This window comes from Ferroacidibacillus organovorans, from assembly GCF_001642725.1.
In the GTDB taxonomy this organism is placed as follows: Bacteria; Bacillota; Bacilli; order Alicyclobacillales; family SLC66; genus Ferroacidibacillus; species Ferroacidibacillus organovorans.
In genome coordinates this window covers 1-19,877 of sequence record NZ_LSUQ01000008.1, presented here as the reverse complement: position 1 = coordinate 19,877, position 19,877 = coordinate 1, and the positions used below count along the sequence as shown (strand labels likewise).

At 47.2% G+C, this 19,877-nt stretch carries 14 protein-coding genes and 2 pseudogenes; 7 read left to right on the top strand and 9 right to left on the bottom strand.

Annotation, left to right across the window (positions count from 1 at the left end; genetic code table 11):
• Nucleotides 1–372 precede the first annotated feature (372 nt).
• Entirely contained in the window at nt 373–1,041 is a 669-nt protein-coding gene (locus AYW79_RS04285; RefSeq protein WP_067562095.1) for a Bax inhibitor-1/YccA family protein, read from the bottom strand.
• Nucleotides 1,042–2,714: 1,673 nt separating this feature from the next.
• Nucleotides 2,715–3,527, bottom strand: a pseudogene (locus AYW79_RS04275) (cation diffusion facilitator family transporter); the annotation flags it as partial.
• A gap of 503 nt (nt 3,528–4,030) precedes the next feature.
• Between AYW79_RS04275 and AYW79_RS16050 the strand changes: the two are divergent.
• From AYW79_RS16050 to AYW79_RS16455, 3 genes are all read left to right on the top strand, one after another.
• Entirely contained in the window at nt 4,031–4,228 is a 198-nt protein-coding gene (locus tag AYW79_RS16050; protein ID WP_067562089.1) for a hypothetical protein, read from the top strand.
• Nucleotides 4,216–4,296: an SHOCT domain-containing protein gene (locus tag AYW79_RS16355; protein ID WP_418251479.1), complete on the top strand. Its 81-nt coding sequence runs from the start codon at nt 4,216–4,218 to the stop codon at nt 4,294–4,296. The genes AYW79_RS16050 and AYW79_RS16355 overlap by 13 nt, the downstream gene beginning before the upstream one ends.
• Before the next feature lie 201 nt (nt 4,297–4,497).
• Nucleotides 4,498–4,704, top strand: a complete 207-nt coding sequence (locus tag AYW79_RS16455) for a four-helix bundle copper-binding protein (RefSeq protein WP_335583212.1) — start codon at nt 4,498–4,500, stop codon at nt 4,702–4,704.
• Between the two features lie 44 nt (nt 4,705–4,748).
• Here the strand turns inward: AYW79_RS16455 and AYW79_RS04265 are convergent, their stop codons facing one another.
• Both AYW79_RS04265 and AYW79_RS04260 read right to left on the bottom strand, forming a co-directional pair.
• Nucleotides 4,749–5,243, bottom strand: a complete 495-nt coding sequence (locus AYW79_RS04265) for a DUF2938 family protein (protein WP_067562086.1) — start codon at nt 5,241–5,243, stop codon at nt 4,749–4,751.
• 80 nt (nt 5,244–5,323) lie between these two features.
• Nucleotides 5,324–5,755 carry a MarR family winged helix-turn-helix transcriptional regulator gene (locus tag AYW79_RS04260; RefSeq protein WP_067562083.1) on the bottom strand — a complete coding sequence of 144 codons (432 nt, stop codon included), beginning with the start codon at nt 5,753–5,755 and terminating at the stop codon, nt 5,324–5,326.
• Nucleotides 5,756–6,188: 433 nt separating this feature from the next.
• Between AYW79_RS04260 and AYW79_RS15125 the strand changes: the two are divergent.
• Nucleotides 6,189–6,359 (top strand): annotated as a pseudogene (locus AYW79_RS15125) (DUF255 domain-containing protein); the annotation flags it as partial.
• A 294-nt stretch (nt 6,360–6,653) separates the two neighbouring features.
• On the opposite strand, the gene qatD reads toward AYW79_RS15125, so the two are convergent.
• The 5 genes from qatD to AYW79_RS04235 all read right to left on the bottom strand — a co-directional run bounded on the left by qatD (nt 6,654) and on the right by AYW79_RS04235 (nt 12,567).
• Nucleotides 6,654–7,385, bottom strand: coding sequence for a Qat anti-phage system TatD family nuclease QatD (gene qatD, locus AYW79_RS16350; RefSeq protein ID WP_067562081.1), 732 nt, complete (start codon nt 7,383–7,385; stop codon nt 6,654–6,656).
• The gene (qatC, locus tag AYW79_RS04250) at nt 7,382–8,671 is read right to left on the bottom strand and encodes a Qat anti-phage system QueC-like protein QatC (protein ID WP_082806780.1); all 1,290 of its coding nucleotides are present in this window, start codon (nt 8,669–8,671) and stop codon (nt 7,382–7,384) included. Before qatC ends, qatD begins: the two co-directional genes overlap by 4 nt.
• On the bottom strand, nt 8,668–9,504 hold the full coding sequence (qatB, locus tag AYW79_RS04245) for a Qat anti-phage system associated protein QatB (RefSeq protein ID WP_067562079.1): 837 nt from the start codon (nt 9,502–9,504) through the stop codon (nt 8,668–8,670). The genes qatC and qatB overlap by 4 nt, the downstream gene beginning before the upstream one ends.
• On the bottom strand, nt 9,491–11,338 hold the full coding sequence (locus tag AYW79_RS04240) for a KAP family P-loop NTPase fold protein (RefSeq protein WP_067562076.1): 1,848 nt from the start codon (nt 11,336–11,338) through the stop codon (nt 9,491–9,493). The genes qatB and AYW79_RS04240 overlap by 14 nt, the downstream gene beginning before the upstream one ends.
• Before the next feature lie 155 nt (nt 11,339–11,493).
• A complete protein-coding gene (locus tag AYW79_RS04235) occupies nt 11,494–12,567 on the bottom strand; it encodes a helix-turn-helix domain-containing protein (protein ID WP_067562073.1) in 1,074 nt (357 codons plus the stop codon).
• Nucleotides 12,568–12,900: 333 nt separating this feature from the next.
• Here AYW79_RS04235 and AYW79_RS04230 point away from each other — a divergent pair, with 333 nt between their 5' ends.
• The 3 genes from AYW79_RS04230 to AYW79_RS04220 form a co-directional block, all read left to right on the top strand.
• Nucleotides 12,901–13,332: a hypothetical protein gene (locus tag AYW79_RS04230; protein ID WP_067562071.1), complete on the top strand. Its 432-nt coding sequence runs from the start codon at nt 12,901–12,903 to the stop codon at nt 13,330–13,332.
• 875 nt (nt 13,333–14,207) lie between these two features.
• Nucleotides 14,208–16,973 (top strand): DrmE family protein, encoded by a 2,766-nt coding sequence (locus AYW79_RS04225; RefSeq protein WP_067562068.1) that lies wholly within the window; start codon nt 14,208–14,210, stop codon nt 16,971–16,973.
• Nucleotides 16,966–19,877: DEAD/DEAH box helicase family protein (locus AYW79_RS04220; RefSeq protein ID WP_067562065.1), on the top strand; the 2,912-nt coding region annotated here is incomplete at its 3' end. The genes AYW79_RS04225 and AYW79_RS04220, both read left to right, overlap by 8 nt.

Sequence of the window (19,877 nt, the reverse complement as noted above, 5' to 3'; positions counted from 1 at the left end):
CTAGAGATGAACATCATGGTTCTGGCGATCGTTGTTAAATGAGGACTTTGCAGAATTCATCAGATTCCTATCTGGTGTGGTTCTAATTCCAGCCACACCAGATAGGGTGTAGGACACGAACCAAATCGGTATTATGCAAAATCCTGAAATAGGAATACAAAATACCAACAGGCCAGAAATCCTCGCGGCAAGTACGGTGGGGATTGAATGTTCTGACCTTGCTACCCCTCCATTAACAGTGCAAAGGCTGTGCTTTGACGGTTACCAAAGCGCATAAAAGAATCACTGGTCACCCAGTGATTCGTCCGTCAAAGTGAACTGTTACTCGCATTACGATGAGATGATGTCCGGCTCATCCGTGTTCCAACTGATTTAATTCCTACGTCCGCCACCACCGCCGAAGATGGACAGGAGGAACAGGAAGATGTTGATGAAATCCAGATACAACGTCAACGATCCCATCACTGAATAGCGTTGATAAAATGAGTTATTTCGAATTCGCTGCGTGTCCCATGCAGTCAATAATGTGAACACCACGACACCCGCGTAGGAAATGAACCAGTTCATCCCCGACGAGTGTAGAAACATGTTCGCGAGCGACGCAATGAGGATTCCGATGAGCCCCATAAACGCAATGCTACCGATGCGCGTCAAATCAGTCTTTGTCACGGCTCCAAAGATGCTCATCACACCAAACGACAACGCCGCCACCCCGAATGCCAAAGCGACAGTTGCACCCGTATAGTGAAAGACAATCGGCGTTAGAACAACACCATTCAGAGCCGCGTAAACAATGAACCACAACGTCGCCGTTCCAGGCCGCATCTTGGTAACCCGTGCCGAGAGCCAAAAGACGATGCCAATTTCAACAAGAAACAGAACCCAGAATCCACGCACGGCAACGGTCGCCAGCATCGGTGAGCCGAGCGTTATAATCGACATCGCGGCCGTGATCATAAGTGCTAGAAACATCCACCCGTAGACTTTGCTCATGTATCCCGACCGAACAACATCCTGTCGGTGAGTGTAGTATTTCTCCATGTAAACCACCTCGTTTGTACTGGTTACAGTCCTAGTGTATACCGAAATCGTCAGTTTGTCGCGTAAATCTGCCCCATGACGAAATGGTTAACATATACCGTCTTGTCCATTTCATACTATACTTCTTGCGCCGGTATTGGGTTACCGGAACTTGCGGTTGATATGGCATTTATGAGTAGATCCACTATGTTGACCTCGTAAACGAGATCTTGGGCTGCGGCTAATATCACTCAGTTTAAAGAAGCATCTGATGTGTAAAATGCGACCAGTGACCACGGGTATATGGCCAACAATAAAGTAGAGGAAGGGTGTATGGAACTATTCAACATTGTCTATTGCATAGCCTGTGGTCAGCTACGTGAGGCAACGGATCTACATAAGGTTTTTCAGATGGGTTTTCGTCAGAGCGACGGAGTAGATTATATAAGGCAACATGCCGTTCAGAACCGTTCTAGAGTTCGTCTGACGCTGTTTGAAACACACTATGTCACTGTATTGGAAGGTACCCCGGTATACGATGGACGGCTGAGAATTGCCACGGATTACGGTATTTAGACGGTTGATATGGCGTGGTTGGCGAACGACAAACTGGTGTAGGGAGTCCGCTTACCCGGACTCCTTGTGACGCACACTTTTTGCACAGTTCTCAAGGTGTATCGCTAGACGTTTTTACGGGGTGTGGTGATGGTCATTGACCGATTTCGAGGAAAAGGATATGCGGGCCACTGCGTATAAGATATTCCCATCGAATCATGTTGGGGGTTGTCGAAACTTCATGCTAATTGCCATCCCTCACAGTTTATGCATGGAGTTAAGTTGCATTATTGCACTGTCTGTCATAGTTAAAGCAATTACCACACTAAGTCTTCGCGAAAACGAAAATCCTCGAAAACAAGAGGTGACAACTAAAAGAAGGACCAATCGAACATCTGAACTTTCCCTGCAAAACGTCCAGACGTAGAAATCCTTCAGAGTCCTATATTGAAACTGACGTTGACCGAATTTGAACGCCTACCGGCTCTGTATTTTCGGGATCACGGTTACGATGTTGAAGACCCCAGAATCGGTGGGAACGATGGCGGGATTTGGTCATCACCGCCAAACGAACCAAGGAGCGTACCGAAGGGCAGGCAAAGCACTGGACAGACCGTTACGTTGGGCCGAATATCATCCACGAGTAGCATTCAATACGATTGAACACTAAGCCGACTTGTCGATATGCAGTGCTTGTCACGTCATCTGACATATCACCGTAAGTAAGGAAAAAGGCACAAGTTATCGAGTTTTAGCATGGGGCAACGCTTGAACAACGGTTGGAGAGGTGGGATAAGGGGCAGGGGGAGCGAGGGCGCAAGAGAGGCATAGGTTCAAAATAGTCAAAGGGAGTGGATCACCATCCTATTCCACGTCACCGCCAGACACAGTGCTGATCAGTGTGCGATGTATAACGAGGAAGTCAGAACTGCTATGCAAGAATTCGTGCCGACAATCTCGTAACATTGTGAGGAGCTGGGCGTGAAAGTCCATTTTGCAGTGAACGGTGCGCCTGATCACGTTTTCCATCTGCTCGTCGAGTCGGATAACTACGCCGCATTGTGACAGCTTCTTGGCTCTGTGCCGATGAGACAGGAGTTTGGTGTTCGACCTGTGCGATCGCTGAACTTTGAGCAGAGTTAGAATGAAAAAATAGGCCACACGGCCCTCTTGCAGTGCTGGTGATTATGCTCAGACTCTTCATCTGTACAAAGCACTGAATCCTCGTGAGGATGTTCGCCATTTTCTGTTTGAACCGTGATGTGGCCGATATTTTTGTGCGCCAGTTCATATTCCAGTTTTCGTAGAATGTTCTGGCTTTCCCTGATGGTCATTCCACCATCCAGAATCGCGTGGCACGACAGAGCGTTCCTCCCGCTCGTGATGCTCCATACATGGACATCGTGTACGTCCTGAATCCCACTGACACTGCGGATCGTTTTCAAAATGTTATCGATCTCGATTCCTTTTGGTGTTCCTTCCATGAGGATACCAACCGTCTGTTTCACGATCCGCCACGCACCGAAGGCAATGAGAATTGCGACAAGGATACTCAATATCGGGTCAATCACGTACCAATGCGCGAACAGGATTATAATTCCGCCGACAATGACACCAGCGGAAGCCTCCGCATCTCTAAGCATGTGCAGGACGGCACTCTTCACGTTCAGGTTTTCCTCATGGAGCATTCCAAGACCCAGATATAAACTTATGAGCAGTCCGAGACCTGCACTAATGAACATCTAAGTTGTCGTGACATGCTCTGGATGCTGAAATCTGCTGTACGCTTCCCAGAGGATAATGAGCGTAATGGCTATGAGCGTAATTCCGTTAATCAGGGCGGCTAGAATGCCTGAACGGTGATACCCAAAAGTCATCTTTTCACTCGGTGGTTTTTCAGATTGCTTCAGCGCGAACCATGATAGTGCGATTGCCGCAATTTCCGTCAGAACGTGGCCTGCATCTTACAAGAGTGCAAGACTGTGCGACAATATGCCACCCATGACTTCGACGACGAGTATCAGCGGTGTCAGAAAAAATGCCTTATTCATTTGACCAGTGGGCGCATGAGAGTGAAACACTCCACCGTGGTCATGGTCATGGTCATGGTCATGGTGAACGGGCGGCAATCCCGGCACCTATCGCCACTATCGGTACTCAGATTGGTAGTAAAGCACTTCGGGCCGATGGCTCATGTAGCATCGTGTGTGCGTACATGGCTGGACTCTAATTGTCGGATTGGTTCTTACCGCTTTGGTTGGCTGGTGGTGGCTGAATGCGTTGGCGGGTTTGGTATTGGTGTACTTCGTGATAAAAGAGGGCATTGAAGCAATTCAAGAAGCACGCGGCGTCGAGGACGCTTGCGGCTGTTGCCATTGATTAAGTGTTTTTTCACAATCGACAAAATGGGATGGCTGTATACTTAGGAGTACAGGTGTGGGGAGGTGTTTTAACCATGATGAACTGGGGAAATGGAGGAATGCAGCACATGATGGGCATGATGGGGTTCATGGGCATTGGAATGCTGATGTGGCTTGTCCTCGTTGCAGCAGTTAGTGGTCTTGTCGCTTATTTTGTTATTCGTGCTACTCGCCGTACTTCGGCGTTTTCTGGATTTCAGTCCTCGCATATAGAGAAGCGTTGGACATTTTGAGGGAACGGTATGCGAAAGGCGAAATTAACTGGGAAACCTTTGAACGGATGAAGAACGACCTGAATTGACAGTTGGATGTTTCCGCTTTTGGTGGGCACATTGGCCATAATTATAAATTCTCTAAAAGGAGTGATTTTGTCATGGCAATGACCACTACGATTAAGTTCCAAGCTTGCATAGAGGGATGTCATCGTTGTCACGAGGCCTGTGAAAATTGCGTGACTAACTGTTGCCGCATGGATATGTCCGGGATGCGAAAGTGCATCTAAATGTGTCGCGATTGTGCGGACATCTGTAGAATGGCAGAGTCTTTCATGACGAGAGACAGCCAGTTCGCGAAACAGGTCTGCCAGCTTTGTGCAACGATTTGCGATGCCTGTGTGGCGGAATGCTCGAAGCATCTGAATGAACATTTTCAGGCATGTGCGACAGAATGCAAGAAGTGCGCGGACGAGTGTCATAAAATGAGTGCGTAAATGCGGGAGGGAGGCCGTGTGTGGCCTCCCTGTTTTGTGGGTGCCTAAAGTCTAATGAACGCTAGAATATTGAACCAGACTGCGATGCCAAGACCAAAAAAGAGATGATTGTATATGCTGGTTCGCATTATCTTAGCTTCTTTTGGCCCCTTGAGTCCAAACCATCCGAATCCGAAAGAAGGCATCATTAGAAACCAAGCGAGCACGCAGGTCAGCAAGCCGTATATCAGGCCGACCGCTAGATTTTTCGTACTGAAAGGATCAAGTGGAATCAAGGTAATGAATATCACACCCAATGCTACACCGATCAGGTAGTGGGTGATAACTCCGAGTTGACATTCATATGGTTTTGCTTCAGAACGTCGAATGTCATTATGTTTGAACTTACCGAAGAAAAAATAAGCGATCCATCTTCCAATGAATCTGGTGCTAGGCTTGACTACTACGCCCAATTTTCCGCCGAGAACACTTGCTATATCCATCAGTAATGTTCCGGAAATGCCAGCTAATGCACCGTTCAAAGTTAGTATGTAGCTCATTTTACCGCCTCTTTTCATTGTGTATAGCAATAATTGATAAAGTCAACTATATGACAAAGTAAAAAAACATAAAACATTTTTCAAGAAAAAGTTTCCGTAATTGCTTTAGAGAGGACGTGAACGCATCTTAGAACATTTTCACGTTCATCCAAAGGTATAGCATTCCACACCTGCTCTACTCGCTCGTCGATTACCCTAGATACACTTTCTCTTGTCTTTACCCCTGCAGGAGTTAAGGACAGAACGACATAGCGGCGATCTTTCGGATCGGGATATCGACTTACGAGAGCACGTTCCACGAGTGATTGTACATGGCGACTAAGGCTGCTGGATTCAATGAGTAAGCAGTTGGACAAATCCATGAGGGAAAATCCATCATGCTTACCGAGTTCGTAGATGATTTGGCTTTGAATGACCGATAAATCATCGCATTCAGCACTGTCCTTATTCAACATACCAACATGCCGAAAAAGAGACTGCATGAATTCGCGGATTTCAGCTACAGGTTGCATTAGAACACCGCCTCCAGAGTAAATGATAAAAATAATAATTGATAAAATCAAGCATTATAAGTGAAGGGAAATCTTCTCGACTCTATTGTTGCAACCAGAACAGCCTTCCCACCCGCCATTTCACGCGACATCAAAACGTCGAAGATAGATCCAAAATAGACGACCTGTCTTCGCAATATCTTAAGGGTTTTTTCCTCTGAGCGGATGTATGTGGATTCTATTCGTTGGAGTTAGAGTCCTTTTGTGGGCGGATTCTTTGGGTCTACATTCCGTTCGATGGAGTCTGTTGGAGGGGTTATATCTGCCTGCAAAACCTGTGCTGTATAGGAGTCTATGGATATTTCCGTCCTGCCAGATTATTTTGTACTTACGAGTAGATATCCCATTGTCAGTGTATACTGAAGGGAAATGAATCCAGAGGTGAAAAATGCGTATGACTAACAATTCGCAGAGTCACAAATTCACAAACCGCCTCATCCACGAAAAATCCCCATACCTCCTGCAACACGCCCACAATCCGGTCGACTGGTACCCTTGGTGCGACGAAGCGTTCCGCATCGCCCGCAGGTTCAACCGGCCAATCCTTTTGTCCATAGGCTACTCGTAGCCCTGCGGGGCTACGAGTGGCAATATACGGGAATGGAGTAATATATGGACCTGTCACTGATGCCGAGTCCATATATTACTCCATTGGAGGAAGATGGAGGGAAAGCAGGAAATCTCGGATTCGGAGTCGTTGAGCGGCACCAGCATCTTTCTACGATGAAGCAATCTGTTCGTTGTTCCATCTCGCGGAATACAATCATTCTTCCTCGAACCGAACCCCATACGATCAGACTGACAGGGTAAGGGTAAGGTCAGCCGGCCTCACTATGGAGGGACGCACTCGCCGCGCAAGCTAAAACTCATGATGGCCAATTAAGGTCACGAAGTTCTCAGTCAGTAACTCGTCCACGGTTTCAAATGCAACGGACCAAAGATTCGATAACTCTCTGTAAACCATCGCTGTATGCCACGGGAGTAAAGGTTGACCGTTATGTTCGGCGAATGGACCATCGGATTCAGGGATTACCCGCGATCGTGGTATTCGAGTAACGAGGTCTTTGCCCTTGGCTGTAAATAGCATGGGTGGGCCGACACTAAACCAGCACCCCATATCAATGGCACGTTGGAGATCACGAGTACTTCCGGAAAACCAATGAAGAATGGGTATACCCGCATCTGCGAAGTTTTCAATGCAATCGAGTACTGTTGGTGCGGCTCGGCGGCTGTGAATTGACATTATTCGACCGCCTGCCTTGACACACGAGTCGAGGATATGGTTGAACACGGTTAACTGCTTGTTCCAATGTTGACGATAGTTCTTAGACCCATCAAGGCCAATCTCCCCAATGTAAGGAACTCGAGGTAGGAGTTCGTCGAAAAGTTCAAGTTCTCCGTATCGTTCATTGGCCAACTGAGGGTGTAGGCCAAGCGCAGTTTTCGTCCGCCTTTGTGCTATGGCGTTTGTTCCGTTCCACGCACTGGGAGTAGTCGTTACGGACAGTACGTTTAAGCCACGGGATGCACATTCCTTGGCTATGAGAGATGGTTCGGGATAGAGATCAAGATGACAATGTAAGTCGATCATGCTACTCCCACCGTCTTCAGAAATGCAGCTAACTCATCCAGCCCTCGTTGAACCATACTTTTATACGGATCGGCTTGGTGTAAAATAGCCGAACTTAGTGCTGGACCAGCCCAATTTTCCAGACCAACTGATTGGACAGACTGAACAGCCATTGCTGCCGCCCGGACATCATCGTACTCGGCATGATTCCTGTCAGGTATAGATAGATCTTCGTAGACATAATCAGTATGGTCGTCAATATCCCACTTATGAAAGGCTGCTCTTCTAATGAGGCATGGTACGCAACGACCGCAGTGTTTATAACCATTCCGCGCATAACGACCGCAACTTGTGCTTTCGTGAGCGTGCTGGTGTAAAAGGGATTGGTCCTTACAACCGAGGAGCATTTCACCCTTCGTGATAAATTGATAAGGGTTCGCGATCGTGACTCTTAGCTCTGCATTGGAGAGGAGTTCTTGAAATAGTTGGAGGAAGTACGGATGAGTGGTTCTAGTACTTAGGCTACCAAGGCGTGATACGGTTAGCGGTGGATTAATAGAGATAAACCCATTTTCGCAGATATATAGGTTTACGTTTGCATCTTCTTCGTACCGTTTCAGAGCCGTGGCCAGAAGTACTCCATAGGCAAGGAAGGCTAGGGAACGTGGGCGTTGAGACCGCTCGTGTGGTCCTCGACATTTGGCGTTGTGATTCAGTTGAAGGTGTGCTAGGCCACCGCCAATCCTGGAGGCGAATAGCCTCTGTTGGTTCGTATCACCTTGGGCAACTTGGCTGACAGCATACGGGTGTTTATCTAGTGCTACGAGGTCAATGGCACCGATTAGACTATCAAGACCGCCAGAAAGGAGTACGATACAATCCTGATCTGGCTTAAAAATTTGGCTCGCAGGTAGTAATGGAAGACTGCATTTCACGAAAGAAAGTTTCCACACGTCGGTAGTCAAAAACTGCAACTGTTCTTCGAGAAGTTTTTGTTGACTCATCCAGAATTCAGGATCACTTACGGAGACACACAATTCAATCTCCCTAGTCCAACCATCGGGACTCTCACTTCGAAGTACATGCATGTCCGCAGTGATAACAGAAAGCACGATAGATAAAAGATCCCAGGCACGCGGTGCTGGATTTAAGCGGTTACGTTGAACGATATGTTGAATAGCAGCACCTACGGATGCTTGAGTCAATTCGGACCTACGCCCATACAGAACGATTTCAAGGTCGTTGTGATCGTTAGAAAGATCGGCTGCAAACAGGTTATTCTCTGGCACGGCAATAATCCTCTTCATTGAACATACTCCTCAAAGACGCCAAAGGTTTCTTTTAGCACATTACGAACTACGTCAACTATACGCTGAGATCCGAGTGATTGGCCAGATGCTCTCGTGGCACGGAAGCGTGCGGAAACAATCTCCTTAATATAATCCTTGATATCCTTCAACCTTGAAAGTGCCGTCGACGGGTTAGGTGCCTTGTCTTGCACCGCCTTTCCTACATCGAGTACGAATCGGTCATAGATATCAAGGGCTACGTACCGCTCAATAATGAACATACGTTGAACTTCAGACAGTTCTACCGGATTTGCTTCTGGGAATCGATCGAGCATCTCAGACATAGAATTGCGTATCGCATGTCGGCTGGCCTCGGAGTCCTGTGTGCCGTCTACTGGTCGTACGGCTTCAACCAGTGCATCCATTACCTCAGCAGCTGAGCGGCCGGTAAGGATTGCCGCGTCGAACTCTCTCCCAGATATCGTGAATTGTCCTGTAGACAATGATGAAAGAGCAGTGTACAAGGCAGCGGCTGTTCGCGCTGTGTTCTCCATGCGGCGCGATGCAGTTCCGGCACCGCCTAGTCCTTTATGGACATATTGTCCCAGTCCTCGACGCATATTGTCACGAGAGCCGGTTTGGGCGAACCTGCCCAAATTTGTACGGGCTGATCTGAAACGTGCTATTGGGGCAAGATCGTCTGCACGGGGATCCGGATTGGTTAGTGTTAACCCGTCGTGATCCTCTGGATTCGGGTTGTCTCCGTCGGACGGAGGGGTCGGATCCGGCACCCAGGGAGGAACAAGAGGAACACCGGATCCTGGTCCCATAGAGGATTTAGAGGTGCCCACGTGTACCCACCTCCCGTTCTATCGCTTGTTTGACTGGTCCAGAGACATTTGTCGATTGCCAACTGCTGAAGACACTCGGTGCCCAAGATTGATCACCGATCTTGGGCACAATACTTGGCTTGATTTGACCAGGTGGTCGATCACGTAAAAATGCCGCCAATCTTGCACCTTGGCTCGGGTCCGCAGTCACAAGTGCGAGACACGCATTTAGTATCGGCGGCGTGCCCCACTCTTGTACTTCTCGGGAACGTTCCAATACGCGATCCATGATGATGCCCAAATCACGTCGCGGGAGGTGAGCCAACCGTTCCTGCATTTCTGCTGCCATATCCGGATGTTCTAGTATTGCCGCTAACACCTCGACCCCTTCGGAGGACATTTGGTCTTCTGGTGTAATTAGTGGAGCATGTTCTCTGCTTACATACAGTACGCCGCGTAGGTCAATGTCTGCTATGCGTGGGGTGATGGTCAGCCATTCCCGGATAAATTGATCATCCCAAGGCTGGCTAAGTTGCAGTTCATCACCGGCTAATGCTCTTCGCTCCCAGTCACCCAATAGTCGGGCCTTACCTTCATTATCATTATTAATGGAGCTAATCAGGACGTTATAGGCATCAGGAGACGCACAACGTTCGAAGAGAAGCATTTTTGCCAATACCGCTTCATCTATACTTATGTTTCGTGATTTAGCCATTGCCATGCGGATCGATAGAGTATTCATGAATCGCTTAATGAGACGGGGATTCCCCAATATCTGCGACGCGGTAGTCATGAGTGGCGCAAGTCGCTCAGCGGTATCCAATCGCGATTCTAGTTCGTCAGGTAAGTTGCTATAAATGGATTCAATGAATGCTCGATCAACTCGCTTGCCTTTCCAAGTCTCCGTGAGTTGATTACACACTTTGGTACGTATTTCTTCCTTGTCCGTGTCTGGAATGCTACTGTTTTCGATGAACAGCAGCATCATATACGCACGAACCTCTTGAGTACCTAAGGGTGGCACGCGAATGGGCACTTGAATGAGCTTGTCGAAGTAATTGACAACTGCTGACTCATTCACATTCGCAAAGTGGCTGCGAACCGCGTGTTTTATCATAGTGTCGTCAGCGGCAATTACGAATGCGGTGTCTTTCATGAAGAGAAACAAGCGAATGGCTTCAAGGGTGGAGATCGTTGTTGGCGGAAGGCAACGGTCAAGGTCGTCAATGAGTACTACTAATTTTACTGCCAATTCAGCAAGTGTTCTCTGAAAATAATCTCGTATTGCGTTAATCTCTTTGGGAGGGGAGAAGTTACTTTCGGGTCTAAGCAGTCCGTGAATGTCTTCACCCGTATTATACATTACTTCATTCACTTGCCCTATTGTTTGAGCGTCGGCTTTTCCGGCTAACACTTTTGCTCCAATTTGATATATTTCTCCTGCCAGCCCAACGGGAGGTAACCCTAAGCCGAGGGACATGGCTAGTCCGCCTGCGAATTTCGCGACCCTGAGCCAGTTTACTCGCTTGAGTAGTTCTTTTACTTCGTCAAGCGCCGTTTGCCGACTCTGAGCTTCCTCGTCGAGCTTATTGGCGATTACTTCGAGCAAGGCAGCTCGCGCGTCGTCATATCCCTGATAAAGCCAAGCGTTGAATTCGACAAATACAAAACGATCACCGTGCCGCTCAAGAGCTTGACGGATGAATTTTAGCATGGAAGATTTACCAACACCCCATGCTCCTGAAACACCTATAGAAATCGGTCGACCTTGAGCTTGTACGATAATTTCTGCCACTGTGTCGGTGACATCAGTGAAATTAAGAAAATCACGATCCGTTTCATTGTCGTGCCACACGGTTCTCGCCGTCCTTCAAGGGAACGATACTGTCAATGTCGAAATTCTAACACAGTGAAAAGGGAATATAAAAAAGATAGATTTATCACCAGATAAGGCAGGAACAGGCCAGGATTCTCTGCACTTTCTGCTTGCGAAAAACAGCTTAGATCACATTATTTGAGCTGAAGAAATGTTACAGCGAATCCGAATGCAGGGTCGAACAATGTTTCTTCATATATTTTGAACGACTTGGGAGGATTTTTCACCCATGCTTTGCAGGACACGAATCCTTTTTTTATTTGTTTTGAACTAGGGGGGTTATGCATAAGTTCGAAAGCCAATGACCCGTCTTGAAGATGATCCACAATCGGATAAGGAAATCCAGCTTCGTATTTTCGATTGATGCTGATACCGTTTGCTGTCACAAACGCTGATGTCTTACCGTGAGATTGCTGATATTTTTGGCCAATCACCACCAGGGAGCTTCCAAAGCGTTCCTCAGCAAGCCATTCAAAACCTTCTATCCCAGTGTTTATGGATTTCAACTCGCGTTTCAAGAGCCCCGTGGGAACCAACAATTCACCAGCAAATTCTCTTGCCTCGATTGCAAACATATTTTCTTCCTCTAAAGACCGTTTGTACCTTTCTCTGTAGAATGTACTCTTTACATGCCACGGAATGACGACGTGTCCTAATAACAGAGCAACCGTGAACTTTTGTCGAGGTTTATACCCCTTGCTTAAAACGATAATTGGCTTCTCGCCACCTTTATACAGAGCACCTTCATACTCCAATTCATTTTGTGACTCCACGATTTCTACGCCTATTTGGGTAGCCAGTTGAAACGGATCGATGGGTGGTTCATTGATTCGATAGTGTCGTAAAAGGTACTGTGCATGCTCAACAGCAGTCTCGAGAAACGGAAGGTCGAAATATCGTTTCGTACCCGTTAGAAAATGTATGTAATCAACTAACTGCTTCTTCTGACCCGCTTCAAGTGACCGGATCATAGATGCAATCAATTTAGTGTTTGGGTCTTCAAATGCTTGCATATCACCGCCGACAAGGTATTCCAGCGGTACGTCCAGTTCAACACTGATCTTTTGCAGCAAGCCATACGATGGATTCCTTTTGCCTGTTTCTATTTGACTGATAAATGCAGCGCTAACACCTACCAAGGTTCCCAGGCTTTCTTGAGATAGACCTTTTCCCTTCCGCTTTTCTTCGATCCGTGAGCCTAGTGACATACATCCGTCTCCTCAAAATCACCGTTTTTAATCATTTTACCACAATCGACCGATAACTTGTAGTTACTTTTTTCACTAGCATATAGTTAAAAATTTGACAAACGAAATGGGCGGTAATAGAATATGGACAGCAATCATACGTCGGACAGAAAAGGAGAGCAGTATGACACCTCAAAAGAAGGATGCAGTGGTTGGAGCGACAGTGGGCGGTGCAGCAGGTGGCTTCATCGGAGCTATGATTGCTGGACAAGTCGGTGCGTTAGTTGGTGCAGCGTTATCGTCTTACGTCAGCCACGAAGTGGCCAGATCATTGAAGAATAGGGGGTAAGGCTTGTGGCTCAACGTATCGATGTGAATACAGTATTGGCGGATGATTGGAAGTTTACTTGGGGTGGGCAATCCTTGACGATTGAACCAACACCACAGGCTAAGTGCAAGCATACCTATCAGATTCAAGGTGACCCTCACTTCTACATGGACGGCCAGATTCAATTCGATTTTCCGCAAGCCAATTGTACATTCATTTTCACTGATGGCGCCGTCTTGGTGGCTCAGGCACCTGCAAGCAACCAGGCCATTCGGGACTGTCACATCTTTGATGACGAGGGGCAACACTTCGCCCTTGGTCAGGCCGGAGCGTTCGATGAGCAGATTGGCTGGCTGTTCGTTCAACAGAACAGCGGAGAGTTCTACTGCACGGCTAACACCCCGATCACGAATAACGTGGGCCAGATTGTTATTCACCCCAAATATAAAGATGCCTGAAGAAGACGAGCGGCAAGGACCTCCAAGTGCTTGCCGCTCTACCAATCTGGTAGGCGAACTATATGGCTGCGAATGACAGTGAAGGAACCCCAGTCTGGCACCTTTGCAGGAGGATCCATCTCACTCGGGACATGCCTTTCAGCGAGAGGAGTGACAGCCTGCATGGCCAAACGGAGGGCCCCATGTACAAGATTCGCGACGTTCTTCGCCTGTTTCACGATGCTGCTTTAAGTGAGCGTGCCACTGGGCGAAGCCTCGGTATGTCCCGAAGCGGCGTGAGCAAAATTCATCGGTCGGTTTCAAGCGGCAGACATCCCTTAGCCGCTTCCCGCCCACCTGGATGACCGGCAACTCGAAACGGCTTGGTACGACAAGCTGCAGAGCCGCCCCGCTGCCCGGCCTGAGCCCGACTTTGCATCCGTTCACCAGGAACTGCGCCATAAAGGCGTAACACTGCAACTTCTACGGATGGAGTACAAAGAGCGTGAACTACAGGGGAAATCGTCAGGTATATTATGTAGCATGTTCCGGGTTGATTCTGGAACACGCTGAAACACAAATCCAAACGCTTAAGGACGGGACTCAACCAATGAGTATGAACATCACCAGCGGAGCCGAGCAAATGTTGTAAAGACAACGGAGTATCTTCTGAAGGTTTTCCAGTTCTTGTGTCGAACCCTTGTAGAGATACTGCTCACTCCTACGGTAAAGTCTCGTGGAGAGAATCTCGGTTTAATAGGATAAGGTTTCGGGTTAGCGTAACTGTTCTTTCAGGACATTGAATGATGATCAGTAAGGACGGTACCGAACGCGTTCGATATTGAAGGAGTTTTTCATCCTTCCTCCGTCCAAAGATGATTTTAAGGAGCGTAACCATGACGGGAAACGCTTATCGATTCGATAGATCCAAAGCCGTACAAAACATTCAACCACCGCCGCTTTTGCACCGTGAGCACCGCGGTGACTGGGCAAATATTGTGGATTTCTCGCAGCTTGACTTCGGGAGAGGGATGTTGACTCACCCTAAGTACTGTATAAGAGAAAGTTTGCTCAGCCATGACACAAGTTTGCCTCCTATCGATTCTCCGGTGTCGCTAACCGGCCTCGATAATTTTGTATTAACATTTTCCCTGAAAGCCTATCTTAAATCGCGAGTGGTTCCGCACGCTGGTAACTGGGTTTTGGGTTTACCACCATACTCTCACAGTTATGCACTTCTATTGGCTTACCACTTAATAATGAGCCATGTAAGTTCTTCTTTGGCAAACTACGAATTTGGCCGATTTGAACCAGAGACGGGTGTTTTAATCGTCACTGATAATATTGAGGTCGCATCAAGTATTTGGCGCGCCAACGTAAACGGTGCCTTTCTACACGACTACATACCAGTTTTCTCGTTGGAGGCCGGAGAATTCAGGCCGTTGCAAAACGGGAGTACTTCAAAGTCTAGAACGTCTCGAGATATGGTGGACGGTTCGCTACCATGGCTGGGCTTGTTTCGCGCGTATCGTCATGAGCTTCCTCAAAGGCTAACCCAAAAGCCTGCGGTCATGATATTGGATTTACTCCCATTTAGACATCGCAAGCGATTCGTAGAAATACTAGCATGGGCCAATCAAATGGCTGACCACGTAATTGCGATTACTCCCCGGTACGATGATACTTTCAAAGTCGGGGTACACCAGTTTCCCTATGTGCTCCCTGTAGATTTGCATAGTATTAATGTTTTGGACGACATGGTGGATCTGGGTTTGGACGATGCTGAGGTTGACCCTGTTACGGCATCTTTAAGCCTACAGGGCTCGTTACCTTTTTTGTTAGACAGGAATCCAGATTTGCATATGTGCCGTTTCGATTTCGGAGATGGGTTCGAAGCATTGCTGAAGACCACTTTTGGCCTAATCAGTCGGATCAATAGCACTTTTCCCAAAAGACCGAGATCCGTTGAATTTTTATATTGGGTGCTTCTTGATTTGCTGTCGTTAACAGTACCGGTAGAGTGGTACGAGCGAACGAAGAGGGCACAAGGTGAAAAAACACTTCTTGACCGTATTGAATCTGCGAAGAAAATATGGTCAGACGATCCTGAGGAAAGAGCCATCATTCGATTTTTGGTGCCTGAGTTGGTTGGCCATGTTGAGCAAATCTATCAAATACTTCGTAACCACAAATCCAGTGCACGGGGTGAAGTGCTTGAGAATACCCTAATGGAACAATTGGGGGGCAATCGTCGCGCAATAGTGGTGGTAGGAGATGACGCAAATGCTTCAGAATTGAAATTTTGGTTGCGGTCTAGAGGGAGATTTTCATTGAATGACCTCAAAGACATTAGCGTCCTGACTCAGAGTACGCTAGCCAAGGAACAACTGAGAACGATTTATCAAAAGCCTGCTGAAATCCCAAGAACTTGGCTCCTCTCTGGTGTTTGGCGTCGGAAATATGTTGGTTCCTTTTACATCCCTAAGGGTTCAAGCCTGTTCATGGTCTCCGCGACGTATGAGGAAGCTATAGCACGTCAACAGTTAACGCAGAGATTTGAAGTCGACAATCAGGTTATTGAGGCGATGTTTAATTCCTTATCCGAGTTGTTTTCACTCGATTCTACGACCGGAACTTCCACGTCTTTATCAGGTGGTCTTAACATCGACACAAAGACGTATTCGGTCTCTCCCGTTGGACGAGAGTTCAAATCTGCTGAGTCAAGAACGAACCCACACTTGAGTCTATCTCCGATAATTGGCGTAGAAGTGCTGAGAGAACTTGTTTTGTCCGATCATGAAGATGCCATCGAAGATCAGCACACAAGAAGCCCACTCGCTTTTTCGAATGAAAGCGATACATTGGATGAAAGTGTATCTTGCTTACGATTAAAGTCGACATCGTTAAGCAACAACAACGCGTACAATTTTTTTATCGCGGATGGGCTACCTTTAAGGGTGATCAAGGCCGGAGGCAATGAGGTAGAGGAAATGACCCCACTCGAAATTCAAGCTGGATATATATGGGTTCGCGTTAAACAATCCGAGCGTCACGAGTTATTTCAGGCAGTGTTGGAATCAGCCTCAAACACGATGACTATGATGTGGTTACAAAACAACCTAGATGAGTGGAAAGAGATGCTCCGGAGTGTTTGGGCGAAGTTTTCCCAAGGTTCATATTCGCGAAAAAACACTTATGAGAAAATCGCCGCTAATGTACGAGCGGCCGGTGGGACGGGAGTACACTGGCTGACCGTCAAGACTTGGATGACGGGTGAGGTTACGTCTGTTAGGGATGAAGTGAATGTTCGTGCAATTGCACAGCTTACAGAAGATGAACGATTTATTGGAAGGGACAGACAGATCTATGCTGCTATGAGAAGGCTATGGACCATACATATTCAGCTTGGTAAACAGCTTGGAAAGCTAATCATCCAACAAGCAACGCGTGGATTAGAGAGCATTCCAGGAGAATCATGGATTGACCTTGGTGAAGGGATACGAATCCCGGTGGATGATGTTATTGAAGTAATTGATTTACACAGGATTCAATTGGTGGAGCGGGATAAGGTGTACGAAGTGCAATCGAGATTCACTAATTTCGGATTTTCGGATTCCGAAATCGATACTCTGTTGTCAAGGGGGTTAATTAAACATGGATAACAAGCCGTCCGCTACGGATGAAATTGCGCTGGTTAATCATCTGCACCAGGTGGTATGCGATGGTTTATTAGGACGTAATTCACCAGAGATAATTGGCGAAGAGCCAAAACGCCGCATTTTTGCAGGCGTTTTGTTTCCGTCTGACGATTTTATACGCCGTTTACCTGAGGAGAACACGCTAAACGTCGACCCTCAACCACAATACCTTAGTATCGCACGAAATGTTAATCAAGGAATCGAGTTCTTGGTTCATCCCGAAAATGGTGTTGTCAGTCTTCTGATATCGGGTGTTTTCACTCTCTTCGTAAGGGTTTTTCCAACTTACGAGGAGCAACTTCCATATTTGGAGCACTTGATGAAACAGGCGCCTGCGAACGAGGTTGAATTGCTTGAGTCGGGGGATGATGCGGCTGACGAGGAGCCTATAGAAATGGGCAATACCGATGAGGACGTTATTCCGGAGCATCAAAAGGGACTTGTATTGCTGGAAAAGTACCGGCGCGTGGACGTTAGGTTTAACGGTATCAAAGTGAAAGTTGACTGCGGTATTTCGGAATCGCAGACGATAGATCTGTTGGAAGTAATTAATGCGGCGACTAGTGGTTGCCAATCTTGGGGCGATGTATTCTGCGTAAAACCAGAGCTTATTCAACATACCGGGGCTGTTCCCATGGAACATATTCCACACAGTGAGATGGAATTCGTATCCTATCTTCATCAAGTCAAGACTGACAGTAGTATGTTTCCAAATTGGAATGCCTCCATTAATATAGACCCACGTGAATATCGTGACAGACAAGGGCAGATTTTGAATCGGATTTCTGTTACTTTGATCAATGTGACGCCAACCTCCCCTCCGAATTCTGGGGTACCTGTAACGGGACACCCCTCAGAGTTTTTTGATTGTCAGATGAACGTTACGTTGATAGACGGTCAGCATGTTCCCTATGAATTTGACGGGGCACCTGATGATTACCGGACGGACAAAAGGTTTGATGTCCGTGGTGTAAATTGCGTCGGCGTTCGGGATCAGTCATCGTCTGGTGTGGTCCTACGAACAGAGACAATTCCAGCCTACTTTCAGACTCACTACCGGACCCGTGAGGATTATTCAGTCTTGTTTGATGACTTGACAGTGCCAGGCCAAGTAATCAAAAATTTATCTAAAATTTCGCAAGACATGAAAGCATATAGAGAGGCATGGACCACCTTTATCCTGAACAAGGGGGATATCGATCAGCCTCTTCGTACAGATGCTGAGGTCACCAGTTGCAAAAGAGACTTAGAGGAATTTGAAGCGGAAATTGCTTCATTCGATCTCGGAATTTATGCACTGGAACGTGACTCGCGCTTGATGCGTGCATTCACAATGATGAATGAAGTGTTTGCGCGAGCAGGTGCAGGTAGATATGTTTCATGGCGGCTGTTCCAGATTGTCTTTATCGTACGTATACTCCCCAGCTTGTTGGCGCGTGAAGTACTGGATTCGGATCCGAGAAGGGATGAGATCATTTCATCAAACGAGTTTGCCGACGTGCTGTGGTTCCCGACTGGTGGCGGTAAAACAGAGGCCTATCTAGGCGTAATTACGACCTCTTTATTTTACGACCGACTGCGAGGGAAGAAAGTTGGGTGCTCAGCGTGGATACGGTTTCCTCTCCGCATGTTGTCTAAACAGCAACTGGACCGATTGGCACGGATATTGATTTATGCGGAAGAATACCGTGAACAATGCGCGGAACTCTCTGGAGATGTTTTTTCGATCGGTTTCTTTGCTGGTAGTGGCAACACAGATAACTTTTTGTCCAAAAAGTCCAAAGATCGTTATTTCTCATCCGAGCGGTCGAAGCAAAAAAGGATGTTGTTACATCGTTGCCCGCATTGCGGCATGAAGCTGAATCTCGAGTTTAATGAGCGCCAGTGGCTAATAGAGCACAGATGTGTCAATCCAGGTTGTTTTGTGGCAAAGAGCCCCATGTTACAAGGTGTTGTCCCAGTTTATACGACGGATTCCGAAATTTATCGATTTGTTCCGTCCGTCATTTGCGGTACCGTTGACAAGTTATCGATACTGAGTCGGTATAGGGAATTTTCACACTTATTTGGCCAAGTTAACGGAAGGTGCTCAAAGCACGGATATTTTTCGGATCGGTGTATCGTTGGGGCGTACGATGAATGGAAATCATGCGATGAAAAAGCGAAAAGCACCAAGACATACCAGGAGATTGTTCGAAATCTACGGGAGCCCTTCTACGATCCTGTCCCTGCTTTACTTATTCAGGATGAGCTTCACCTTTTGAAAGAGGAACTAGGTGCCCTTGACGGGCATTATGAAGGAGCACTACAGGAATTCTCAAGGATTTTTGGCCACAAGCCCTCTCACTTACCGAAAGTGATTGCAGCAACTGCAACAATCGAAGCGTATGAACGGCATATTAATCATTTGTACGTACGAAGAGCTCGACGATATCCTTCTGCGGGATACAAACCCGGAGAGTCGTTCTATGCAACTAGTAAACCAACTATGGACCGACGGTTATACCTTGGGATTCTGCCTCATACAAAGGCACTGGATGAAGTGATTAATCGCTGCTTACTTCTATATAATCTCGAGATCATGAGACTGTATCAAGATGCTCATGCTTGGTCTCGGTTTAAGTCCAGTACACTCGTTGATCGTGAAGCATTTTTAAGTCTTCTAACTATGTACGACCTGTCATCAGTGTACGTCAATCAAAAGGGTATGGCCCGTGATGTCAGTCGCCGTCTCATGGAGTCAACTGACCTTGAGTTGCGGAAACTTTGGAAAGGCAGTGAGCCTTTCGAATATCACGCTCAGGTATTAACGGGCGACAACGATATGGATGGTAAGCGTAAAATAGCCCCCACGTTAATGAAACGCAG

Excerpts from the sequence above, each read along its gene's own strand:
- AYW79_RS04285 (WP_067562095.1), bottom strand. The coding sequence starts at position 1,041 with ATGGAGAAATACTACACTCACCGACAGGATGTTGTTCGGTCGGGATAC.
- AYW79_RS16050 (WP_067562089.1), top strand. The coding sequence starts at position 4,031 with ATGATGAACTGGGGAAATGGAGGAATGCAGCACATGATGGGCATGATG.
- AYW79_RS16455 (WP_335583212.1), top strand. The coding sequence starts at position 4,498 with ATGTGTCGCGATTGTGCGGACATCTGTAGAATGGCAGAGTCTTTCATG.
- AYW79_RS04265 (WP_067562086.1), bottom strand. The coding sequence starts at position 5,243 with ATGAGCTACATACTAACTTTGAACGGTGCATTAGCTGGCATTTCCGGA.
- AYW79_RS04260 (WP_067562083.1), bottom strand. The coding sequence starts at position 5,755 with ATGCAACCTGTAGCTGAAATCCGCGAATTCATGCAGTCTCTTTTTCGG.
- qatD (WP_067562081.1), bottom strand. The coding sequence starts at position 7,385 with ATGATCGACTTACATTGTCATCTTGATCTCTATCCCGAACCATCTCTC.
- qatC (WP_082806780.1), bottom strand. The coding sequence starts at position 8,671 with ATGAAGAGGATTATTGCCGTGCCAGAGAATAACCTGTTTGCAGCCGAT.
- AYW79_RS04235 (WP_067562073.1), bottom strand. The coding sequence starts at position 12,567 with ATGTCACTAGGCTCACGGATCGAAGAAAAGCGGAAGGGAAAAGGTCTA.
- AYW79_RS04225 (WP_067562068.1), top strand. The coding sequence starts at position 14,208 with ATGACGGGAAACGCTTATCGATTCGATAGATCCAAAGCCGTACAAAAC.